This is a genomic window from Streptomyces piniterrae, from assembly GCF_005048155.1.
Classification (GTDB): Bacteria; Actinomycetota; Actinomycetes; order Streptomycetales; family Streptomycetaceae; genus Streptomyces; species Streptomyces piniterrae.
This window is the reverse complement of record NZ_SUMB01000001.1, coordinates 530,787-549,800: the sequence shown is the minus strand read 5'-3', so window position 1 is coordinate 549,800 and position 19,014 is coordinate 530,787. Positions and strand designations below refer to the sequence as shown.

General features: G+C 70.7%; 17 protein-coding genes and 1 pseudogene. 12 read left to right on the top strand and 6 right to left on the bottom strand.

The genetic code is table 11. From position 1 onward, the window contains the following. Nucleotides 1-103 precede the first annotated feature (103 nt). Complete coding sequence (locus FCH28_RS02320; protein ID WP_136737953.1) at nucleotides 104-535, top strand: SRPBCC family protein; 432 nt, start codon at nucleotides 104-106, stop codon at nucleotides 533-535. A gap of 92 nt (nucleotides 536-627) precedes the next feature. Beyond that, on the top strand, nucleotides 628-1,434 hold the full coding sequence (locus tag FCH28_RS02315; protein ID WP_136737952.1) for a uracil-DNA glycosylase: 807 nt from the start codon (nucleotides 628-630) through the stop codon (nucleotides 1,432-1,434). Nucleotides 1,435-1,472: 38 nt separating this feature from the next. On the opposite strand, the gene FCH28_RS02310 is transcribed toward FCH28_RS02315, so the two are convergent. The 3 genes and pseudogenes from FCH28_RS02310 to FCH28_RS02300 all read right to left on the bottom strand — a co-directional run bounded on the left by FCH28_RS02310 (nucleotide 1,473) and on the right by FCH28_RS02300 (nucleotide 3,444). Then, on the bottom strand, nucleotides 1,473-2,261 hold the full coding sequence (locus FCH28_RS02310; protein WP_136737951.1) for an Fpg/Nei family DNA glycosylase: 789 nt from the start codon (nucleotides 2,259-2,261) through the stop codon (nucleotides 1,473-1,475). Then, entirely contained in the window at nucleotides 2,254-2,769 is a 516-nt protein-coding gene (locus tag FCH28_RS02305; RefSeq protein ID WP_136737950.1) for a DUF6328 family protein, read from the bottom strand. The genes FCH28_RS02310 and FCH28_RS02305 overlap by 8 nt, the downstream gene beginning before the upstream one ends. A 13-nt stretch (nucleotides 2,770-2,782) precedes the next feature. Next, a pseudogene (locus FCH28_RS02300) lies at nucleotides 2,783-3,444 on the bottom strand (DNA polymerase ligase N-terminal domain-containing protein). Between the two features lie 198 nt (nucleotides 3,445-3,642). Here FCH28_RS02300 and FCH28_RS02295 point away from each other — a divergent pair. Beyond that, nucleotides 3,643-5,673 (top strand): M3 family metallopeptidase, encoded by a 2,031-nt coding sequence (locus tag FCH28_RS02295; RefSeq protein ID WP_246102375.1) that lies wholly within the window; start codon nucleotides 3,643-3,645, stop codon nucleotides 5,671-5,673. 117 nt (nucleotides 5,674-5,790) lie between these two features. On the opposite strand, the gene FCH28_RS02290 is transcribed toward FCH28_RS02295, so the two are convergent. The 3 genes from FCH28_RS02290 to FCH28_RS02280 form a co-directional block, all read right to left on the bottom strand. Beyond that, nucleotides 5,791-6,828, bottom strand: a complete 1,038-nt coding sequence (locus FCH28_RS02290; protein ID WP_136737948.1) for an ABC transporter substrate-binding protein — start codon at nucleotides 6,826-6,828, stop codon at nucleotides 5,791-5,793. A 67-nt stretch (nucleotides 6,829-6,895) separates the two neighbouring features. Then, nucleotides 6,896-7,777: an ABC transporter permease gene (locus FCH28_RS02285; protein WP_136737947.1), complete on the bottom strand. Its 882-nt coding sequence runs from the start codon at nucleotides 7,775-7,777 to the stop codon at nucleotides 6,896-6,898. Next, complete coding sequence (locus tag FCH28_RS02280) at nucleotides 7,767-8,582, bottom strand: ABC transporter ATP-binding protein (RefSeq protein ID WP_136737946.1); 816 nt, start codon at nucleotides 8,580-8,582, stop codon at nucleotides 7,767-7,769. Before FCH28_RS02280 ends, FCH28_RS02285 begins: the two co-directional genes overlap by 11 nt. 243 nt (nucleotides 8,583-8,825) lie before the next feature. Between FCH28_RS02280 and FCH28_RS02275 the strand changes: the two genes are divergently transcribed. From FCH28_RS02275 to FCH28_RS02235, 9 genes are all read left to right on the top strand, one after another. After that, a complete protein-coding gene (locus FCH28_RS02275; protein WP_136737945.1) occupies nucleotides 8,826-10,472 on the top strand; it encodes an ATP-binding protein in 1,647 nt (548 codons plus the stop codon). Continuing rightward, a complete protein-coding gene (locus FCH28_RS02270; RefSeq protein WP_136737944.1) occupies nucleotides 10,469-11,161 on the top strand; it encodes a response regulator in 693 nt (230 codons plus the stop codon). Before FCH28_RS02275 ends, FCH28_RS02270 begins: the two co-directional genes overlap by 4 nt. 242 nt (nucleotides 11,162-11,403) lie before the next feature. Beyond that, a complete protein-coding gene (locus FCH28_RS02265; protein ID WP_136738334.1) occupies nucleotides 11,404-13,878 on the top strand; it encodes a SpoIIE family protein phosphatase in 2,475 nt (824 codons plus the stop codon). A gap of 1 nt (nucleotide 13,879) precedes the next feature. Beyond that, a complete protein-coding gene (locus FCH28_RS02260; protein ID WP_136737943.1) occupies nucleotides 13,880-14,980 on the top strand; it encodes a substrate-binding domain-containing protein in 1,101 nt (366 codons plus the stop codon). Nucleotides 14,981-14,991: 11 nt separating this feature from the next. Beyond that, a complete protein-coding gene (locus tag FCH28_RS02255; RefSeq protein WP_136737942.1) occupies nucleotides 14,992-15,771 on the top strand; it encodes an ATP-binding cassette domain-containing protein in 780 nt (259 codons plus the stop codon). Continuing rightward, entirely contained in the window at nucleotides 15,768-17,006 is a 1,239-nt protein-coding gene (locus tag FCH28_RS02250; protein WP_136737941.1) for a sugar ABC transporter permease, read from the top strand. The genes FCH28_RS02255 and FCH28_RS02250 overlap by 4 nt, the downstream gene beginning before the upstream one ends. Before the next feature lie 288 nt (nucleotides 17,007-17,294). Beyond that, complete coding sequence (locus FCH28_RS02245; RefSeq protein WP_169314022.1) at nucleotides 17,295-17,486, top strand: DUF6381 family protein; 192 nt, start codon at nucleotides 17,295-17,297, stop codon at nucleotides 17,484-17,486. Nucleotides 17,487-17,543: 57 nt separating this feature from the next. Next, nucleotides 17,544-18,056, top strand: a complete 513-nt coding sequence (locus FCH28_RS02240; protein ID WP_136737940.1) for a mycothiol transferase — start codon at nucleotides 17,544-17,546, stop codon at nucleotides 18,054-18,056. Nucleotides 18,057-18,149: 93 nt separating this feature from the next. Further along, a complete protein-coding gene (locus FCH28_RS02235; RefSeq protein ID WP_136737939.1) occupies nucleotides 18,150-18,887 on the top strand; it encodes a FadR/GntR family transcriptional regulator in 738 nt (245 codons plus the stop codon). Nucleotides 18,888-19,014: the final 127 nt, after the last annotated feature.

The window sequence follows — 19,014 nt, the reverse complement described above, 5'->3', positions numbered from 1 at the left end:
GTCGGCCCTGCCGTGCAGGCGGCCACTCGGGTCGCCTCCGGCTCCCGCCCGGAGCACCCTGGAGGGTGACCGTGTTGCCGTGAACCGAGCTGTGAGGTGCCCTATGAGCACTCTCGAAGAACACATCGACATCGACGTTCCGCTCGACAAGGCCTGGGAGACGCTGCACCGCGCGGATACCTATACGCGGTGCGTGGGCGGCGTGCGCGAGGCCCGCTCCGCGGGTGAGCGCCGGACACATCTGGACGTCGAGGCGGGCGGCCGGACGCGCGGGCTGGACGTCGAGACCACCGACCGCGGCAAGGAACTCGCCTGGAAGACCACCAGCGGCCCCGACCTGGCCGGCACCGTTTCGCTGCTGCCCATCGACCGGGAGCACACCCGCGTCCAGGCCCGGTTCGAGTACGAGCCGGACACCATCACGGAGGCGTTCGGCGGCCCGAAGGGATTCGCCCAGCACGCCGCGATCGAGCGGGGCGTACGCAGTGACCTCCAGCAGTTCAAGGAGCTGGTGGAGCGGGAGCGGAAACGGTAGCCGACGGCGCGGTTCGCGCCTGCGCGGCATCGAGCTGGCCGGGCCCGTCGGCGATGCGGCGGGCGCCGATGCCCCTCGGCTAGCGTGAGGGAATGGACGTGACGGGTGGGGCGGACCCGCCGACCCCGCCGAACAGCGGCGAAGACACCTATCCGAGCTTTTGCGCGGGGCGCTCCCGGGGGCTGGGCGAGCTCGATGCGTACCTGACGCAGTGCCGGGCCTGCCCCCGGCTGGTGGCCTGGCGGGAACAGGTCGCCGCCAACCGCCGCCCGGCGTTCCAGGACTGGGAGTACTGGGCGCGGCCGGTCCCCGGCTTCGGACCGCCGGATGCCTCGCTGGCCATCGTCGGCCTGGCACCCGCAGCGCACGGCGGCAACCGCACCGGCCGGATGTTCACCGGAGACGCCTCCGGTGACTTCCTGTTCGCCGCGCTGCACGCCGTGGGGCTCGCCTCCCGGCCCACGGCGACGCACCGGGACGACGGGCTGGAGCTGTACGGGGTGCGGGTGACCGCGCCGGTCCACTGCGCTCCGCCGCAGAACAGGCCCACGCCCGGGGAACGGGACACCTGCCGGCCGTGGCTGACGGCGGAGCTGGGCATCCTCGCCCCCGGCCTGCGTGCGGTGGTTGCCCTGGGCGCCTTCAGCTGGCAGGCGCTGCTGCCCGCGCTCGGCGCCGCGGGCTGGCGGGTGCCCCGTCCCCTGCCGGTCTTCGGGCACGGCGCCCGGGTGACGCTGCCAGCCGCCGACGGACGGCCGGACCTGGAGATCCTCGGCAGCTACCACCCCAGCCAGCGCAACACGTTCACGGGGCGTCTCACCTTCGACATGCTGGTGGAGGTGCTCGATCGCGCGGCAGAGGCGGCAGGGCTGCGGGGGCCGGAGGGATCCAGCGGCTAGGGCCCGACCCATCGCCTTCAGATTGCCGAGTGGCCCGCTCAGGACGCGTCCGGCTGGCAGCCGGGGCACCACACGGTGCCGCGCCCGGCGATACGGCCCCTGCGCAGCGGCTCGGCGCAGCGGGGGCATACCGCGTCGGTGTCGTCGCGGCGGCCGGTGAGCCAGGACCGACGCGGCGGTACGTGCCCCGCGGCCACGGCCGGGCGCAGGGTGCCGCGCATGGCCCGGTACAGCCGGCCGCGCTCGCCGTCGGTGAGATCGCGGACCCGGCGCGCGGGATGCAGCCGTGCCCGCCACAGGATCTCGTCGGCCAGCAGGTTGCCGAGACCGGCCAGCACCGACTGGTCGAGGAGGGCCGACTTGACGCCGCCGCGCCGCGCGGACAGCGCCGCGTCGAAGCCGGTACGGTCCACCGTCATCGCGTCCGGCCCCTGTCGGTCCAGGGTCCGTGCCACGCCGGATTCGTCCGCCAGCCAGAGACCCTTGAGTTTGCGCTGGTCGCGGTAGCGCAGCTGACGCTCGCGGCCCACGGTGAACACGACACGGTCGTGGGGATCGGGCGGGTCGGCGGCGTCGGCGCACACCAGCTCCCCCGTCATACCGAAGTGCATCATCAGCGTGGGCCCGTCGTCGGTGCGGGCGAGCAGCCATTTCCCGTGCCGCTCGGCCGCGGTGAAGCTCCGTCCGGCAAGTTCGCGTCGCAGCCGCGCCGCGCTCACCCCGTGCAGGACGCCGGCGTCACGCACCTCGACCCGCTGGATCCGCCGCCCCTGCGCGCAGGAGGCGAGGACCTTCCGGAACGCCTCGACGTCCGGCAGCTCAGGCATCGCGTCTGGATCCGTAACGGTGGCGGGCCCAGATCGGCAGCACGAACCAGCAGAGCGCGAACCACACGACGGCACCGGCGACGATCCAGGGCACCACGGTGTCGTCCATCGCGACGCGCAGGATGAGCAACAGCACGGAGGCGACGGTGGCCAGCAGCAGAAGGGTCCCCAGGAAGGTCAGTCGGGACGCCCAGACGACCGTCTCCGGCTTGATCCGGCGGCCGGTGACCATCCGGTGAAAGGTGACAGGCCCGATGAGCGTGCCCGTGGTGGCAGCGCCGAGGAGGACGGTGATCACGTAGATGATCTTGTCGGCATGGGAGAGGGTGGTGAACACGGGGGTGAAGACGACGGTCAGCAGAAAGCCGAAGAGGATCTGGACGCCGGTCTGGGTGACGCGCACTTCTTGCAGCAGCTCGTTCCAGCGGCGGTCGGCACGCTCCTCCGGTGTCTCGTGACGGCCCCGCGAGCCGCCCTCGTACGGACGCGGATCCGAAGACTCCTCCATCACGACCTCCTGGTCAGCTCGCCTCGCCGGACGCCTCGGCGGACACCTCGGCGGACACCTGCTTGAGGGTGCGCCCGCTGCGTACCGACCGGGCGCGTACCGGATCCGGGGTGCCGTGCCCGGACGCACGCGCGTCGTTCTCCTTCACCAGCAGCCAGGACTCCCGCTCGCCCGACTCGCCGCCGCCGCGGAACCGGGTCAGTGCATAGCCGCCGTGCAGCTTGCTCCCGTCCAGCCAGAAGGAGGCGTGCCCGTTCTCCAGGGCCTCGCCGAATCCGACGGACCGGCGCTTCCCCTTGCCGGGCAGAGGACGGTAGGTGCCCTCGTCCCAGACGATCACGGTGCCCGCGCCGTACTCTCCCCGCGCGATGACCCCTTCGAATTCCCGGTACTCCAGCGGGTGGTCCTCGGTCGGCATGGCGAGCCGTTTGTCGTGCGGGTCGTCGGATGGGCCTTTGGGCACGGACTACGACTTCAGTACGCCGTCGACCTCCAGCCGGCCCATGACTGAAAAAGAGGGGCGAAGTGCAGGGTGCTCGCGTCATGGATCTGTACGACGAAGCACGGCTCGTCGCCGCCGGCGTTCCCGGCGCCGCGGGGCTCGTCGGTGCGGTCGAAATGCCGCTTGCGGCGGTACTCCGACAGGCCGTTCCGGTCATCGTCAGCCACTGACATTCCCCTCGACGAAGAGTCATAAGACCAGCAAAACGGGATGGGCGGCGGGCTTCAACCGGTGGCCGCCCTCGTATGTCCTGCCGTTCGGGTGAGTGCCGTGCTGGTGGGTGCCGGACGGCGGAGCTCCGATTCGGCCGCAGTTCACAACTCCCGGACCGGGCGCCGCCCCCGGGCGTAGGGTCGGCCACTGTGACTTCTCTGACGTCGAACCCCTTCTTCAAGGCAAGCGATCTGCCGTACGAGCTGCCGCCTTTCGCGCGGATCCGGCAGGAGCACTTTCTGCCCGCGTTCGAGCGCGGAATGTCCGAGCAGCTGGCCGAGGTGGCGGAGATAGGTGCCCGCGCCGCGCCCCCGACCTTCGAGAACACCGTGGAGGCGCTGGAGCGCAGCGGCGCGCTGCTGCGCCGGGTGGGGCTCGTGTTCCACAACAAGTCGTCTTCGGACACCGATGCCGCGTTCCAGGAGCTGGAGGCGGAGATCGCTCCGCGGCTGGCCGCCCACGAGGACGCGCTGCTGCTCGATACCGCGCTGTTCGCCCGGCTGGACGCGCTGTTCGAGCGGAGCGACCAACTCTCCCTGGACAGTGAGCAGTTAAGACTGCTGGAGCGGCATCACACCCGCCGGGTAAGGGCCGGTGCGCGGCTCGCCCCTGAGCAGCAGCGGCGCCTGCGCGAGCTGAACGCCGAGATCGCCGCCCGGTGCACCGAGTTCCAGCAGAACCTGCGGACCGCCACCGCCTCCGCCGCGCTGGTGCTGGACCGTGCCGAGGAGCTGGCGGGGCTGCCGGCGGACGAGATCGCCGCGGCCGCCGAGACGGCCAGGGCGCTCGGGCACGACGGCGGGTATGTGCTCGGCCTGAAGAACTTCTCCAACCAGACCCAGCTCGCCGCGCTGGAGGACCCGGCGCTGCGCGAGCGTCTGCTCGCCGCCTCGCTCGGGCGCGGCGCCGACAGCAACGGCCCGATCGCGGTCGCCCTGGCCACCCTGCGCGCCGAGCGGGCCGCCCTGCTCGGCCATGTCAGCCATGCCGCCTGGGCGGTCGCCGACCAGACCGCCGGCTCCACCGGTGCCGTCGAGGACATGCTCGGCCGGCTGATCGGGCCTGCCCTGGCTCACGCGGAGCGCGAGGGGGCGGCGCTGGCCGAGGCCGCCGGTGTCGCGGAGGTGCGGGCGGCGGACTGGCAGTACTACTCCGAACGGGTCCGCAGGGAACGGTTCGAGCTCGACGCGGCGGCGCTGCGGCCGTATCTGGAGCTGGAGACGGTACTGCGCGACGGTGTCTTCCACGCCGCCGGGCTGGTCTACGGGGTCACCTTCACCGAGCGCCCCGACCTGGTCGCGTACCACCCGGATGCCCGGGTCTTCGAGGTGCACGATGCCGACGGGAGCCCGCTCGGGCTCTACCTCGGCGACTTCCACGCGCGCGGGTCCAAGCGCGGTGGGGCGTGGATGAACCATCTGGTGGTGCAGTCGCGCCTGCTCGGCCAGCAGCCGGTGGTGGTCAACAACCTGAACATCGCCAAGCCGCCGGCGGGCGAGCCGGTGCTGCTGACCTGGGACGAGGTCACCACGCTGTTCCACGAGTTCGGGCACGCGCTGCACGGACTGTTCTCCGACGTCCGCTACCCGACGCTGGCCGGCACCCAGGTGCCTCGCGACTTCGTCGAGTTCCCGTCCCAGGTCAACGAGATGTGGGCCGAGTGGCCCGAGGTGCTGGCCCACTACGCCAGGCACCATGTCACCGGCGAGCCGATGCCGGCCGAGTTGCCGGCACGGCTGCGTGAGGCGGAGAGCTTCGGCGAGGGCTTCCGGAGCGTGGAGCATCTGGCCGCTGCGGTGCTCGACTGGGCCTGGCACACCCTTTCCGCCGATGGCGACCTGCCGGACGCGGACGGTGCCGAGGCGTTCGAGGCCGCCGCCCTGGAGCGGCACGGTCTGGCCCTGCCCGCGATCCCGCCGCGCTACCGCAGCGGCTATTTCGCCCATGTCTTCGCCGGCGGCTATGCGGCCGGCTACTACGGCTACCGCTGGTCGGAGGTGCTGGACGCGGACACCGTGCGCTGGTTCCGGGAGAACGGGAAGACCATTCGGGAGAGCGGCGAGATCTTCCGGCGGGAGCTGCTCAGCAAGGGCAACAGCGTCGACCCGGCCGCGGCGTTCCGCGCCGTGGTCGGGCGTGACCCGGACATCGGGCCGCTGCTGGCCCGCCGTGCCCTCGACAAGCCCTGAGCCGGACGCCGGCCGGGTGCGGGGCCCGTCAAGGCCTCGCACCCGGCGGCGGAACAGCCAACGAACGAGCATTTCCTGAGGGACGAGCGATTCCCGAGGGGCGATTCGCGAGGTCCGTCAGCCCGCCTTGTTCACGAACTCCGTGGTGTACGTCTTCTTCAGGTCCAGCGTGGCGTTCTTGAGGTTGGGGTTGAAGGCCTTCAGGACGCGCTCGACGGTCGCCGGGCCGTCGGCGGGCATCACACCGTCCTCGGTGAACATCGGCAGGGTGTCCTTGATCGACTGGGCGTAGAGCTCCTTGCCGCCCTCGGCGTAGTCGGCGGGCATCTTCGCGGCGATCTCCTCGGGGGTGTGCGTGGACATCCACTTGAGGGTTTTCACGAAGGCGTTGGCCAGTTTCTGCACGGTCTCCTTGTGGCCGTTCACCCAGTCGGTGTTCATGTAGAGGCTGGACGAGGGGTAGGGGCCGCCGAGCGCCTTCTTCGAGCCCTCGGGGGTCCGCATGTCGATGAGGACCTTGCCGAGCTTCTTGTCCACGATCTGCGCCACGGTCGGGTCGGTGGTCATCCCGCCCTGGATCGAGCCCTGTTGGAGGGCGGAGATGAAGGTCTGGCCGGCGCCGACCGCCACCGGCGTGAACTCGTTGGTCTGCACGCCGTCGTGGACCGCGAGGTACTTGGTGAGGAAGTCGGTGGACGAGCCGAGGCCGGTGACGCCGAGCTTCTTGCCCTTGAAGTCCTTGGGGGAAGTGATCTCGCCCGCCGCCTTGTTGGAGACCACTTCGACCTCGCCGGGGGCGTGCGAGAACTGGACGACGGACTCCACCTGCTTGCCCTTGACCTGAAGATCGAGGGTGTGGTCGTAGAAGCCGACGACTCCTTGTACGTCGCCGGAGACCAGCGAGGTGGTGGCCTGCACACCGGCCGGTTCGGTGAGCAGGGTGACGTCGACGCCCTCGTCCTTGAAGTAGCCGAGTTGCTGGGTGAGTCTGGCGGGCAGGTAGATGACCTTGTCGAGGCCGCCGACCATGATCTTCACCTTGCCGTCGTCGTCACCGGAGGCCGCGGCCGGGGAGTTGCCGCCACAGGCGGTGAGGGTGGTGAGGGCGAGCGTCGCGGTGGCCAGGGCTGCCGAGATCTTGAGCGGGGTGCGCATGGGTCACGTCCTTGTGAGGAGAGAGCGGGGAGGGGCCCAGGGCCTGTCCGTACAGGCCCTGCGGGGTTCAGCGGTCGGCGGAGGCGTCGGCCGGCTTCCAGCGGAAGAGCCGCTTTTCGAGAAAGGCCAGCAGCCCTTCGGCGAGCAGTGCGACGACTGCGAGGATCACCATCGCGGCGTACACACCGGCGGCGTTGAAGGTGCCCTGCGAGGCGGAGACCAGCAGGCCGAGGCCCTTGGTCGCGCCGATGTACTCGCCGACGATCGCGCCGATCAGCGCGAAGCCGAAGCTGACATGCAGGCTGGTGAAGATCCATGAGGTGGCGGAGGGGATCACGACCTGGAGGGTGACCTGGCGGCTGCTGGCGCCGAGGATGCGGGAGTTGGCGACCAGGTTGCGGTCCACCTCCCGTGCGCCCTGGAAGGCGTTGAAGAACACCGGGAAGAAGACCAGGACGACCGCCGAGGCGACCTTCGAGGCCGGTCCGAGGCCGAACCAGATGAGGAAGATGGGGGCGAGGACGATCCGCGGCAGCGCGTTGAGGACCTTGATGTACGGGCCGAGGACATCGGCGAGGAAGCGGATCCGGCCGAGCGCGATGCCCAGCACCACACCGCCGATGACGCCGATGACCCAGCCGAGGAGCGCCTCGTAGAGCGTGTACCAGATCTGCTCCCACAGCGAGCCCTGCGGGGTGCCGTTGAGGGCCCACTGGGTCATCTGGTCCCAGATCTTCGAGGGCATCGAGAAGTTGAAGGGGTCGATGACGGCGGCCCGCGCCAGCCCTTCCCACAGCCCGATCAGGCCGATGAGCAGCAGCACCCGGGTGCCGTAGACGAGGATCTTGTGGTTCCGGGCGGCCCGTGCCCTGGCCTGCGTACGGGCCCCGGCGGTGGCGGCCTTGGCCATCGTGGCCGGCGCGGTGGTGGTCGTGGTCTCAGGCGGCATCTGCGGCACCCCTCTCGCGGGTGATCCGGACCTCTTCGCCGAGCGAGGACCAGATCTCCCGGTAGATCTCGATGAACCGGGGCTCCAGCCGCACCGACTCCACCTTGCGGGGCCGCGGCAGGTCGACTTCGAAGACCTCCTTGACGGTCGCAGGGCCTGCCGTCATGACGACGACCTTGTCGGCCAGGGCGATCGACTCCTCCAGGTCGTGGGTGACGAAGACGACGGAGGCGCCGGTCCCCGACCACAATTCGAGGAGCTCGTCCGACATCAGTGCCCGGGTCTGGACGTCGAGGGCGGAGAACGGCTCGTCCATGAGCAGGATCTCGGGGTCGTTGACGAAGGTCGCGGCGAGGGCGACGCGCTTGCGCTGGCCGCCCGACAGCTGGTGCGGGTAGCGGTCCTCGAAGGACGCGAGTCCGACCCGGTCGAGCCATTCGCGGGCCCGTTCCCTGGCCTCGGCCTTGGGTACGCCGCGGAAGCGGGGGCCGGCCATCACGTTCGAGAGCACGGTGCGCCAGGGGAAGACGGCGTCCTGCTGGAAGACGAAGCCGACCTTGTCGCCGATGCCGCGGACCGGCTCACCGGCGACCAGCACCTCGCCTTCGGTGGGCTCTTCCAGCCCGCTGACCAGGGTGAGGGTGGTGGACTTTCCGCATCCGGTGGGGCCGACCACGGCGACGAACTCGCCACGTCGGACGGTCAGGTCCAGGTCACGGACGGCGGTGTGCAGCGCCCCCGACGGGGTGCGGAATGCCTTGCTCGTACCCCGGAGTTCGATGGCGGGGCTCGTTTGGCTGTTCATGACCCGGGAGGCTAGGAGTGACCCGGGCCACTGCGGCAGCCTTGTGGGCGCAAGCTGCCTTTCTGCGCGCAAACCCTGTTGTGCTCGTTTTGCTCACGCTACAACGTCACATGCACGACCCGGGGCTGGGCGATTCCGCCCCGGCCGCTTACGTTGCGTGCACCACAACGTCACATGGCTGCGACATCACAAAGAAGTGCCGCTTCCGTTTTGCTGCGGGCGGCCGGAGACAAGGGAGGCGGTATGCGGATCCGCTGGCCCCGGCGCGTCTCCGCGCAGGTCCTGGCCGTGCAGCTGGCCCTCACCACCGGAGTGACGGTCCTGGCCACCAGTCTGTTCCTCGCCCCGTTCAGCTCCGAGCTGGACGACCAGGCGATGCGCCGGGCGCTGTCCATCGCACAGACCACCGCGGCCGATCCGGGGCTGGCCCGGGACCTGGTCACCAGCCGGCCCAGCGCGGGCGGGCCGGTGCAACGCGACGCCGAGCGGATCCGCCGGGCCACCGGTGCGCTGTACGTCGTCGTGATGGACACCCGGGGCGTGCGCTGGTCCCATACGCATACCGTCGAAATCGGGCAGCATGTCTCGACCGACCCGAGCCTGACCCTCGCCGGCCGGGAGGTCCGGCAGATCGACACCGGCACGCTGGGGCCCTCCGCCCGCGCCAAGGTGCCGCTGCGCGACGGCCGCGGGGCGATCGTCGGCGCGGTCTCGGTCGGCATCGCCTACGACAGCGTCCGGGCGCGGCTGCTGAGCACCATCCCCGAGCTGCTGCTGTACGCGGGCGCCGCGCTGTTCGTGGGCGTACTGGCCGCGATCGGGCTGTCCCGCAGGCTCCGCCGGCGTACGCACGGGGTCGCCTTCGCCGATATCTCCGCGCTGCTCGACGAGCGGGAGGCGATGCTGCACGGGATCCGCGAGGGCGTGGTGGCCTTCGACCGGGACGGCCGGATCCGCCTCGTCAACGACGAGGCCGGGCGGCTGCTCGGCCTCGGCCCGGATGCCGCAGGCCGCGCCCTGGACGAGGTGCTGCCCCCGGGGCGGACGACGGACGTGCTGGCGGGGCGGGTGGACGGGGCGGATCTGCTGACCGTCAGCGGGGGCCGGGTGCTGGTCGCCAACCGGCTGCCCACGCGGGACGGCGGGGGCGTGGTGACCCTGCGGGACCGTACCGAACTGGAGCTGCTCGGCCGTGAACTGGACAGCACCCAGGGCCTCTTGGACGCGTTGCGGGCCCAGGACCACGAACACGCCAACCGGCTGCACACGGTGCTCGGGCTGCTGGAACTCGGCCTGCACGACAAGGCGGTGGAGTTCGTCGCCGAAGTGGCCGACGCGCACCGGGCGTCGGCGGAACAGATCTCCGAGCGGGTGCGTGATCCGCTGCTCTCCGCGCTTCTGGTCGGGAAGGCGGCCGTCGCGGCCGAGCGCGGTGTGGCGCTGCGGGTTTCGGCCTCAACGCTGCTGCCCGACACGGTCGTTGATCCGCGCGACCTGGTGACCGTGCTCGGCAATCTCATCGACAACGCGCTGGACGCCGTCGCGGAGCGCCGCTGCGACGAGCCGTTCGTGGAGGTGGAACTGCGGGCCGAGCACACCACCGCCGTGCTGCGGGTCTGTGACACCGGGCCCGGTGTGCCGCCCGGGAGGCGCCGGCAGATCTTCGCCGAGGGCTGGTCCACCAAGGGCGCCACGGGCGCGCCGGCGCGCCGCGGCCGGGGGCTCGGTCTCGCCCTGGTGCGCCGGCTCGCCGAGCGTTACGGCGGCATGGCCCGGGTGACCGCCCGCGCGGGCGGCGGCGCGGTGTTCACCGTCGTACTGCCCGAGGCACTCGCCCCCGAGGACGGCGCGCGCGAGCGCCGGCTCACGGCCGCAGGAGGGTCCAGATGATCGATGTCCTGGTGGTGGACGACGACTTCCGCGTGGCCGAGATCAATGCCGCGTATGTGGCCCAGGTGCCCGGCTTCCGCGTCGTCGCCCGCGCGCACACCGCGGCCCAGGCGCTGGCCACTCTGGAACGCACCCCGGTCGACCTGGTCCTGCTCGACCACTATCTGCCGGACGAAACCGGTCTCACGCTGGTGCGGCGGCTGCGGCAGCTCGGCCACCACGCCGACGTGATCATGGTGACGGCGGCCCGCGATGTCGCCACCGTGCAGGCCGCGATGCGGTACGGCGCGCTGCAGTACCTGGTCAAGCCGTTCGGCTTCGCCGGGCTGCGCGCCAGGCTCGACGGCTATGCGGCGCTGCGCCGCACCGTCGAGGGCGTCGGGGGGCGCGGCGAGGCGGGCCAGGAGCAGGTGGACCGTATCTTCGGCGCGTTCCGGACCACCGACACCCCGCACTCGGAGCTCCCCAAGGGACATTCCGCGGCGACCGTCGACCTGATGCGGCGTGTCCTGGGCGAGGCCCAACGCCCGCTCTCCGCCCATGAGGTCGCCGAACGCGCCGGCGTCAGCCGCTCCACGGCCCAGCGCTACCTCAAGCACCTCGAACGGGCCGGGCACATCAGCCTGACGCTGAAATACGGCGACACCGGCCGCCCCGAGCACCGGTACGCCTGGGCCACGGCGCACTGACCGCCAGGCCCTGCCCCCGTCGGACAAGCCCTGGCACCGTCACCCGGTCGGCCGCACACACCGCCCGGCGGGCCGGTGCCGGACTGGCTCGTGCCTCCCTGGATGCCGCATCATGGGGTGGAGACGTTAAATGACGAAATATCCGATAGTGGGGTGCCGGGGCGGACGCCTCGGCACCGAGGGCGGATACGGCGACCGTGGCTTACGACGACGGCTTCCCGCGTACGGAGGCGGTGCAGGCAGTGACCGCGCGGGTCCATGGATCTTCCGGGGCCGAGCTGACCGCCGTCTATGTGCCGACCGCAGCAGACGGCGAGCTTCAGCTGGCCGAGATGGTCGGCGGTTCCGGCGTCACCTACGGGCTGCCGACGCGCTATGACCTGTCCGGCGACTCCCCCGTGGCGGCGGCCTTCCGTACCGGGCTGCCCCTGTGGCTGAGCCCGGAGGAACACGCGGCCGATGTCTCCCTGGGCGTGCTGCCGCTGGGCGACGACACCAAGCGGCTGGGCTGCCTGGTCGTCGTGGACGAGTCGGCGAACGCCTTCGACGCCGACCGCCGCAGCCTTCTGGAGCTGCATGCCGACCAGGTGGCCGCGGGTCTTGAGGCCGTCGCGGAGCGCACCATCGCGCCGGAGAAGCGTCCGGCTCGTGAACCGGCGGAGGAACGGGAGGGCTGGCCGGGCGAGGGGTGGGCGGAGCGGCGGATGCTGCTCGGGCCCGGTCTGGACACCCTCCGGGGCGGCGGGTTCACGCTGGCGCTGCGCACCGGGCGGATCGAGGCGGAAGCGCAGGTCCTGGACCTGTTCGGGATCGGCCGCGACGACTTCGACGAGCGGGTGGAGACCCTGCTGGAGCACACCGTCCCGGACGATGTGCCCGCGCTGATGTCGATCGTGGAGCCGGGCCGGCTGGCCCCCACCGGCCATGAGCTGGCGTTCCGTATCCGCCGGCCCGATGGCGCGCTGCGCTGGCTGAGCCTGCGCTGCCGGGTGCAGCTGGCCGCCGACGGCTCACCGCAGCGCGTCCTGGGCGTGGTCGCCGACGCCTCGTATCTGCGTTCCAGCGCCGACGAGGTCTCCATCGTGCAGCGGCTGTCCGCCGCGCTGGCCGGCGCGACGACGATCCGGGACGTCAGCCGGGTGGTGGTCGCCGCGCTGCGGGTGCCGCTGGACGCCAGCCGGGTGGCGGTCGCCGAGGTCGAGGCCGACCGGTTCGTGGTCACGGTCCTCGACCCCCCGGAACCGGATGCCTGGCCCACGGCGTGGCGGTCCGAGTGGCGTTCCGAGTGGCCCGACGCGTCCTGCCACACCATGCCCAGCCTGGAGGGCGCGCTGCGTGCCGGGCATGTGGCCCTGTGGCCTCCGGGGGCCGAGCTGGAGCCCGGACTGGAGGGCATCGGCCCCGGTGGTCTCGCGGTGCTGCCGCTGCCGGCCGAGGGCCGGATGGTCGGGGTGTGCCTGGTCGGATGGGACCAGGAGCACCGGTTCGGTCCTGAGGAACGCTCCCTGCTGACCGCGACGGCCGGTCTGGTCGGACAGGCCCTGGTGCGCGCCCACGCACTGGACGCCGGGCACGAGCTGGCCACGATGCTGCAGCGCAGTCTGCTGCCCCGCAAGCTGCCTCAGCTGCCCGGCGGGGTGGCCGTCGCCCGCTATCTGCCGGCCACGGTGGGGCTGGAGGTCGGCGGCGACTGGTACGACGTCATTCCCCTCACCGAAGGCCATGTGGCGCTGGTCATCGGCGATGTGCAGGGGCACAGCGCGGGAGCCGCCACGATCATGGGGCAGATGCGCACGGCCATCCGGGCCTACGCGGTGGAGGGCCACCCGCCGGACGTCGTGGTCGCCCACACCAACCGGCTGCTCGTCGGCATGGAGACCGATCTCTTCGCCACCTGCTGCTATGTCGACCTGGACATGGTGGAAGGCATCGCCTGGTTCGTCCGGGCCGGGCATCTGCCGCCGTTGCTGCGGCATCCCGACGGCAGCACCGAGGAGGTGGCGGTCGAGGGCGGGCCCCCGCTGGGCGTGGTCATGGAGGCGGAGTTCCCGATGACCGAGGTCGGTCTTGCCCCCGGCACGGTGCTCACCCTGCTCACGGACGGCCTCGCCGAATCGGCCGACCTGCCCCTGGAGGACGGCATCCGCCGGGTGCGCGAGGTGCTGGCCCGTACCGATCCGGCCGACGCCGGGCGGGTGGCCGACGATCTGCTCGGCAGCGCGACCCGGCGGGACGACGATGTCGCGGTGCTGGTGCTGCGCTACGACGGGATGCGGGTGCAGCCGATCCGGGCCCGCTGGGCGGTGTGGCGGCTCCCCGACGCGGTGATGCACGCCCGCCGCTTCACCGCGCGGAAGCTGCGCGCGTGGCAGGTGACGGACGAGGTGGACGTGGCGCTGCTGGTGGTGTCGGAGCTGGTCACCAACGCGATCGTGCACACCCAGGGGGAGGTGCGGCTGGATCTGACGCTGACCGCGGAACATCTGCGTATCGCCGTCAACGACACCTCGCCGCGCACCCCCGTCAAGCCGGCGTCGGTGGACTGGGAGTCGACCGGCGGCCGCGGGCTGCTGCTCGTCGAGGCGATGTCGGCGTCCTGGGGGTCGCTGCCGCTGAGCGGTGGCAAGCAGGTGTGGAGCGAGGTCGCGCTGCCGCCGCGGGAGCGGTTCCGGGCGGCGGACGCGGAGCCCGGGGCACGGGGCGAGGAGGTCCCCTGACATGAACGTCCGCCTTCAGGGAGCCGCCGTCCTCCTGGTCGCGCTGTGTGTGGCCACCGGGTCGGCCGCATGCGGGAAGGCCAAGGAAGCGGAGCGGGCGGGCGGTCCTGCCTCCGGCAACGGCGTGGACATCGGCGTACTTCTCCCGGACAGCACCGCCCGCTTCTACAACTTCGACCGGCCGCTGATCGAGAAGAAGATCCATGAGCTGTGCCCCAGCTGCTCGGTGGAGGCCGTCAGCGCGCAGCATGACGTGGCCACCCAACAGCAGCAGATGGATGCGATGATCACCAAGCGGGCCAAGGTGCTGATCCTCGACGCCGTCGACTCCAAGTCGCTGCGCTCCTCGGTCGACAGCGCACGACGGGCGGGCACCGAGGTCATCGCCTACGACCGGCTCGCGGAGGGGCCGATCTCGGGCTTTGTCTCGTTCGACGGCGAGCGGGTCGGCAGGCTCCAGGGCGAGGCGCTGCTCAAGGCGCTCGGCGCCAAGGCGCACGGCGGCCAGATCGTCATGATGAACGGCTCTTCCACGGACCCCAACGCCGCTTGGTTCGAGAAGGGCGCGCTGGCCGCGCTCAAGAGCAAGGTGCGGATCGGGAAGTCCTACGAGACCGTGGGCTGGCGGCCGGCGAACGCCAACATCAACATGTCCGGCGCCATCGCGGCCCTCGGCGCGGACCGTATCGACGGCGTGTACTCCGCCAACGACGGCCTGGCCTCGGGCATCATCTCCGCCCTGAAGGCCGCCAAGATCGAACCGCTGCCGCCGGTCACCGGGCAGGACGCCGAACTCGCGGCCATGCAGCGGATCGTCAAGGGTGAGCAGTACATGAGCGTCTACAAGCCCTTCAAACCCGAGGCGTACACGGCCGCGACCATGGCCGTGGCGCTGGTGCGCGGTGAGCGGCTCGACGGCATAGCGAAGGACCGGATCAACAGCGCGACCACCCGCGACATCCCCGCCGTACTGCTCACCCCGATCTCGGTGACCGCCGGCAACATCAAGAACACCGTCGTCAAGGACGGCATGTACACGATCGACCAGATCTGCACCCCGAAATTCGCGTCCGCCTGCGAGAAGGCGGGGCTCACCAGGTAAGGCGGGTTCATATGTCGGCACCTCCCTTGCTGGCGCTGCACGGAATCTTCAAGCGGTTCGGCGCGGTCCAGGCGCTTGCGGACGTCGAGCTGGAGATACACGCCGGGGAGGTCGTCGCGCTGGTGGGCGACAACGGCGCCGGCAAGTCCACGCTGGTCAAGGTGATCTCCGGGGTCGCACCGGCCGACGCGGGCGCGGTCGAGTGGGAGGGCCGGAGCGTCCAGATCACCCGTCCGCACGAAGCGCGGGACCTGGGAATCGCCACCGTCTTCCAGGACCTCGCCCTGTGCGACAACCTCGACGTGGTCGGCAATCTCTTCCTCGGCCGGGAGATCCGCAGATTCGGGGTCCTCGACGAGGTGGAGATGGAGCGGCTCACCCTGGGGCTGCTCGACACCCTCGCCATCCGGATGCCCAGTGTGCGCCTGCCGGTCGCCTCGCTGTCCGGCGGCCAGCGGCAGACCGTGGCGATCTCCCGCTCGCTCCTCGGCGAGCCCAAACTCCTGCTCCTCGACGAGCCCACCGCGGCGCTGGGCATCGAGCAGACCGCCCAGGTCCTCGACCTCGTGGAGCAGCTGCGGGAACGCGGCCACGGGGTGCTGCTGATCAGCCACAACATGGGTGACGTCAAGGCGGTCGCGGACTGGATCGCGGTCCTGCGGCTGGGCCGCAACAACGGCTTCTTCGATGTGACGACCACGTCCCACGAACAGATCATCTCCTCCATCACCGGGGCCACGGACAACGCCGTGACCCGCCGCAGGGCGTACGAGCGGGAGGTGGAGCTGTGAGCAGACCGCCGGCCGTCGAGAAGGCCCGCCCCGACGAGCGGGCCGGCGGAGGTGGCGTGGAGAGCTATTTCGACACGTTCAAACGCCGGTTCCGCGGCGGTGAGCTCGGTTCGCTCCCGGTGGCCCTCGGCCTCGTCGTGGTGTGGCTGATCTTCGAGTCCCTCAACGAGAACTTCCTGTCGCCGCGCAATCTGTCCAACCTCAGCGTGGACATCGTCGGCGTCGGACTGATCTCCATCGGCGTCGTCTTCGTGCTGCTGCTGGGCGAGATCGATCTCTCGGTCGGCTCGGTGAGCGGTCTCGCGGCGGCCGCATTCGCGGTGCTGAACGTGAACCAGGGCATGGCCGAAGGGCCCGCCCTCCTCCTCGCGATCCTCTGCGGCACGGCGGTCGGAGCGGTACAGGGATTCTTCTTCGCCAAGGTCGGGGTGCCCGCGTTCGTGGTCACCCTCGCCGGCCTGCTGGGCTGGAACGGTCTGATGCTCTACATCCTGGGTACCAGCGGCACCATCAACCTCGACGACAAGGGCCTGCTCGCCGGCCTGACCAACTTCTACTTCAACGATGTCGCCGCCGCCTACGGGCTGGCGGCGCTCGGCACGGCCGGCTACTTCCTCGCCTCCTACCAGGACGCGCGGCGCCGCCGGGCCGCCGGGGTGCCGTCCCGGCCGCTGAGCGAGATCATCGTCCGGACCGCCGTACTGGCGGCGATCACGCTGGCCGCGGCCTATGTCCTCAACCAGTTCCTGGGGCTGCCGCTCGCCCTGCTGATCTTCCTCGTCATCCTGGTCGGCCTGGACTTCGTCCTGCGCCGCACCTCCTACGGGCGGATGATCTTCGCGCTGGGCGGCAGCGTCGAGACCGCCCGGCGTACCGGTCTGAACGTGGATCTGGTGCGGATCTCGGTCTTCATGGTGTCCGGGACGATGGCCGCGATGGGCGGTCTGTTCCTGGCCTCGCGGGTCACCTCGGCCAGTCAGACCTCGGGCTCCGGCAACCTGCTGATGGACGCCATCGCCGCGGCGGTCATCGGCGGCACCAGCATGTTCGGCGGCCGGGGCCGGACCTGGTCCGCGCTGCTGGGCGTCCTCGTCATCCAGTCGATCGCCTCCGGCGTGGCACTGATGGGCATCCAGACCGCCGTCCAGTTCATGATCACGGGCGGTGTCCTGCTCATCGCCGTGGTCATCGACTCGCTGTCGCGGCGCGCACAGAAGTCGCACGGCCGGGTGTAGGCCGGGGTCGTCGCCACAGGGCTCATAGCGGGTGTTGCCATGATTCGCGGCCGCCGGAAATGGCCCCTGTCCCTCGGAGGGAATTTCTTACGGAAAGCGCGATTCCCCGTCGGCCATACGTGTCGCCGCGATGACGACACCAGGCATCAACTGCCGTGCCGGCGACCCGGATTGCCGTCGTCTCGCATGAGCCGTCACAGAGCGTTGCCGCTCAAGATGCCGTGCGGGCGGGAGCCTGGTTGGCTGAGGGGACCAGCTCTCACTCCCTCCTCGAAGGAATGAATGGTCATGAGCCCGAAAGACGAGTCACTCGAGCGAATCCAGCAGATGCGGGAAAAGGCCCAGCAGCTCAAAGAGGCGGCGGAGCGGACCAACAATCCCGAAGAGAAGAAGCGGCTCCAGGAAAAGGCACGCAAACTCCAGAGCCAGAGCGAGCAGGAGAGCGGCATGGGGAGCGGAGACATCTATCCCACGCTGTGAGGACCGCCCAGCGGATCCCTTTAGTCGTCCATCCCCACCGCCCGAAAAGGAACCCGTATGACCGCCGGAAGGGACCTGCTCGTCGATGCCTTCGGGCGGGTCAGGGAGGCCGTGGAGGAAGCGGTCGAAGGGCTCGGTCCCGAGGAGCTGGCCGCCCGTATCGATGACGAGGTGAATTCGATCGGCTGGCTGGTCTGGCATCTCACCCGGATCCAGGACGATCACATCGCCGGAGTGGCCGGCACCGAGCAGATCTGGACGTCGCAGGACTGGTCCGAGCGGTTCGGGCTGCCGTTCCCGGACGACGACACCGGATACGGCCACTCCGCCGAGGACGTGGCGGCGGTGCGGGACCTGAGCGAGCAGTTGCTGGCCGGCTACCACGAAGCCGTGCACGACCACACCGTGCAGTACCTCGCAGGGGTCGAGGACAAGGATCTGGAGCGCGTCGTCGACCGGGCGTGGACGCCGCCGGTGACGCTGGGCGTCCGGCTGGTCAGTGTGATCGCCGACGATCTCCAGCACGCCGGGCAGGCCGCCTTCGTCCGGGGCGTGCTGCTGGGCGGCTAGGCGCTGCGGCCGCACCTACCTGGGCTCCCCCGACGCGTTTCCGCTGCGTCGCACCCCTTGACACCGCTCCCCCGGGCAGCTGACTATCCCCGGGTGAACCTGTCAGACAGCCAGACAGCTGGTGAGATGCCCCGGCGGATCAGTGCGATGGAAGCGGTACTGACCCATCTGCGCGGCGCCATCGAGCGGGGCGAGTACGCGGTCGGCGACAAGCTGCCCTCGGAGGCGGAGCTCTGCCGCCGACTCGAAGTGAGCCGCCCGGTGCTCCGTGAGGCGCTGCGCGCCCTGCAGACGATGGGGCTCACGGTCTCCCGTACCGGCAAGGGCACCTTCGTCGTGTCCCAGGGCCCGTCCGAGGATCCGACCTTCGGCGACTACGCGGCCAGCGACCTCCTGGAGGTCCGCCGGCATGTGGAGATTCCGGTGGCCGGGTACGCGGCACTGCGCCGTACGCCCGAGGATCTCGACCACCTCACCCACCTGGTGGAGCGGATGGAGCGGGAGACCGACACCACCGCATGGGTGGCGATGGACACCCTCTTCCATCTGGCTGTCGCGCAGGCGGCCCGGAACCCGGTCTTCCGCAGGGTCATCGAGGAGATCCGCGACGCACTGGCCCGCCAGTCGGCGTTCCTCAATGAGCTGGGCGGACGGCGTGAGCAGTCCAACCGGGAACACCGGGCGATCGTCGAGGCGCTGATCGACCGTTCCGAGCAGGACGCGGTCGACGCCATGACACACCACCTGGCCCGCGTCGAGTCGACGCTGACCACCATCGTGCGGCCGGCACCGCGCACGGACCCCTCCGAAGAAGGCGAGCACCAAGCGTGAGCGAGCGATCCCTCCAGCAGGCGGAGCGTCATCAAGATCAGGAAGGTCATCCGAACGGACAGCGGCCCGGGGGGCATGTCGACGCGGGGGACGCCGGCTACAGCAAGTCCCTGAAGTCCCGGCACGT

What these genes read in the sequence shown, in the direction of transcription:
- FCH28_RS02320 (WP_136737953.1), top strand. Translation starts at nt 104, where the DNA reads ATGAGCACTCTCGAAGAACACATCGACATCGACGTTCCGCTCGACAAG.
- FCH28_RS02315 (WP_136737952.1), top strand. Translation starts at nt 628, where the DNA reads ATGGACGTGACGGGTGGGGCGGACCCGCCGACCCCGCCGAACAGCGGC.
- FCH28_RS02310 (WP_136737951.1), bottom strand. Translation starts at nt 2,261, where the DNA reads ATGCCTGAGCTGCCGGACGTCGAGGCGTTCCGGAAGGTCCTCGCCTCC.
- FCH28_RS02305 (WP_136737950.1), bottom strand. Translation starts at nt 2,769, where the DNA reads ATGGAGGAGTCTTCGGATCCGCGTCCGTACGAGGGCGGCTCGCGGGGC.
- FCH28_RS02290 (WP_136737948.1), bottom strand. Translation starts at nt 6,828, where the DNA reads ATGCGCACCCCGCTCAAGATCTCGGCAGCCCTGGCCACCGCGACGCTC.
- FCH28_RS02285 (WP_136737947.1), bottom strand. Translation starts at nt 7,777, where the DNA reads ATGCCGCCTGAGACCACGACCACCACCGCGCCGGCCACGATGGCCAAG.
- FCH28_RS02280 (WP_136737946.1), bottom strand. Translation starts at nt 8,582, where the DNA reads ATGAACAGCCAAACGAGCCCCGCCATCGAACTCCGGGGTACGAGCAAG.
- FCH28_RS02275 (WP_136737945.1), top strand. Translation starts at nt 8,826, where the DNA reads ATGCGGATCCGCTGGCCCCGGCGCGTCTCCGCGCAGGTCCTGGCCGTG.
- FCH28_RS02270 (WP_136737944.1), top strand. Translation starts at nt 10,469, where the DNA reads ATGATCGATGTCCTGGTGGTGGACGACGACTTCCGCGTGGCCGAGATC.
- FCH28_RS02260 (WP_136737943.1), top strand. Translation starts at nt 13,880, where the DNA reads ATGAACGTCCGCCTTCAGGGAGCCGCCGTCCTCCTGGTCGCGCTGTGT.
- FCH28_RS02255 (WP_136737942.1), top strand. Translation starts at nt 14,992, where the DNA reads ATGTCGGCACCTCCCTTGCTGGCGCTGCACGGAATCTTCAAGCGGTTC.
- FCH28_RS02245 (WP_169314022.1), top strand. Translation starts at nt 17,295, where the DNA reads ATGAGCCCGAAAGACGAGTCACTCGAGCGAATCCAGCAGATGCGGGAA.
- FCH28_RS02240 (WP_136737940.1), top strand. Translation starts at nt 17,544, where the DNA reads ATGACCGCCGGAAGGGACCTGCTCGTCGATGCCTTCGGGCGGGTCAGG.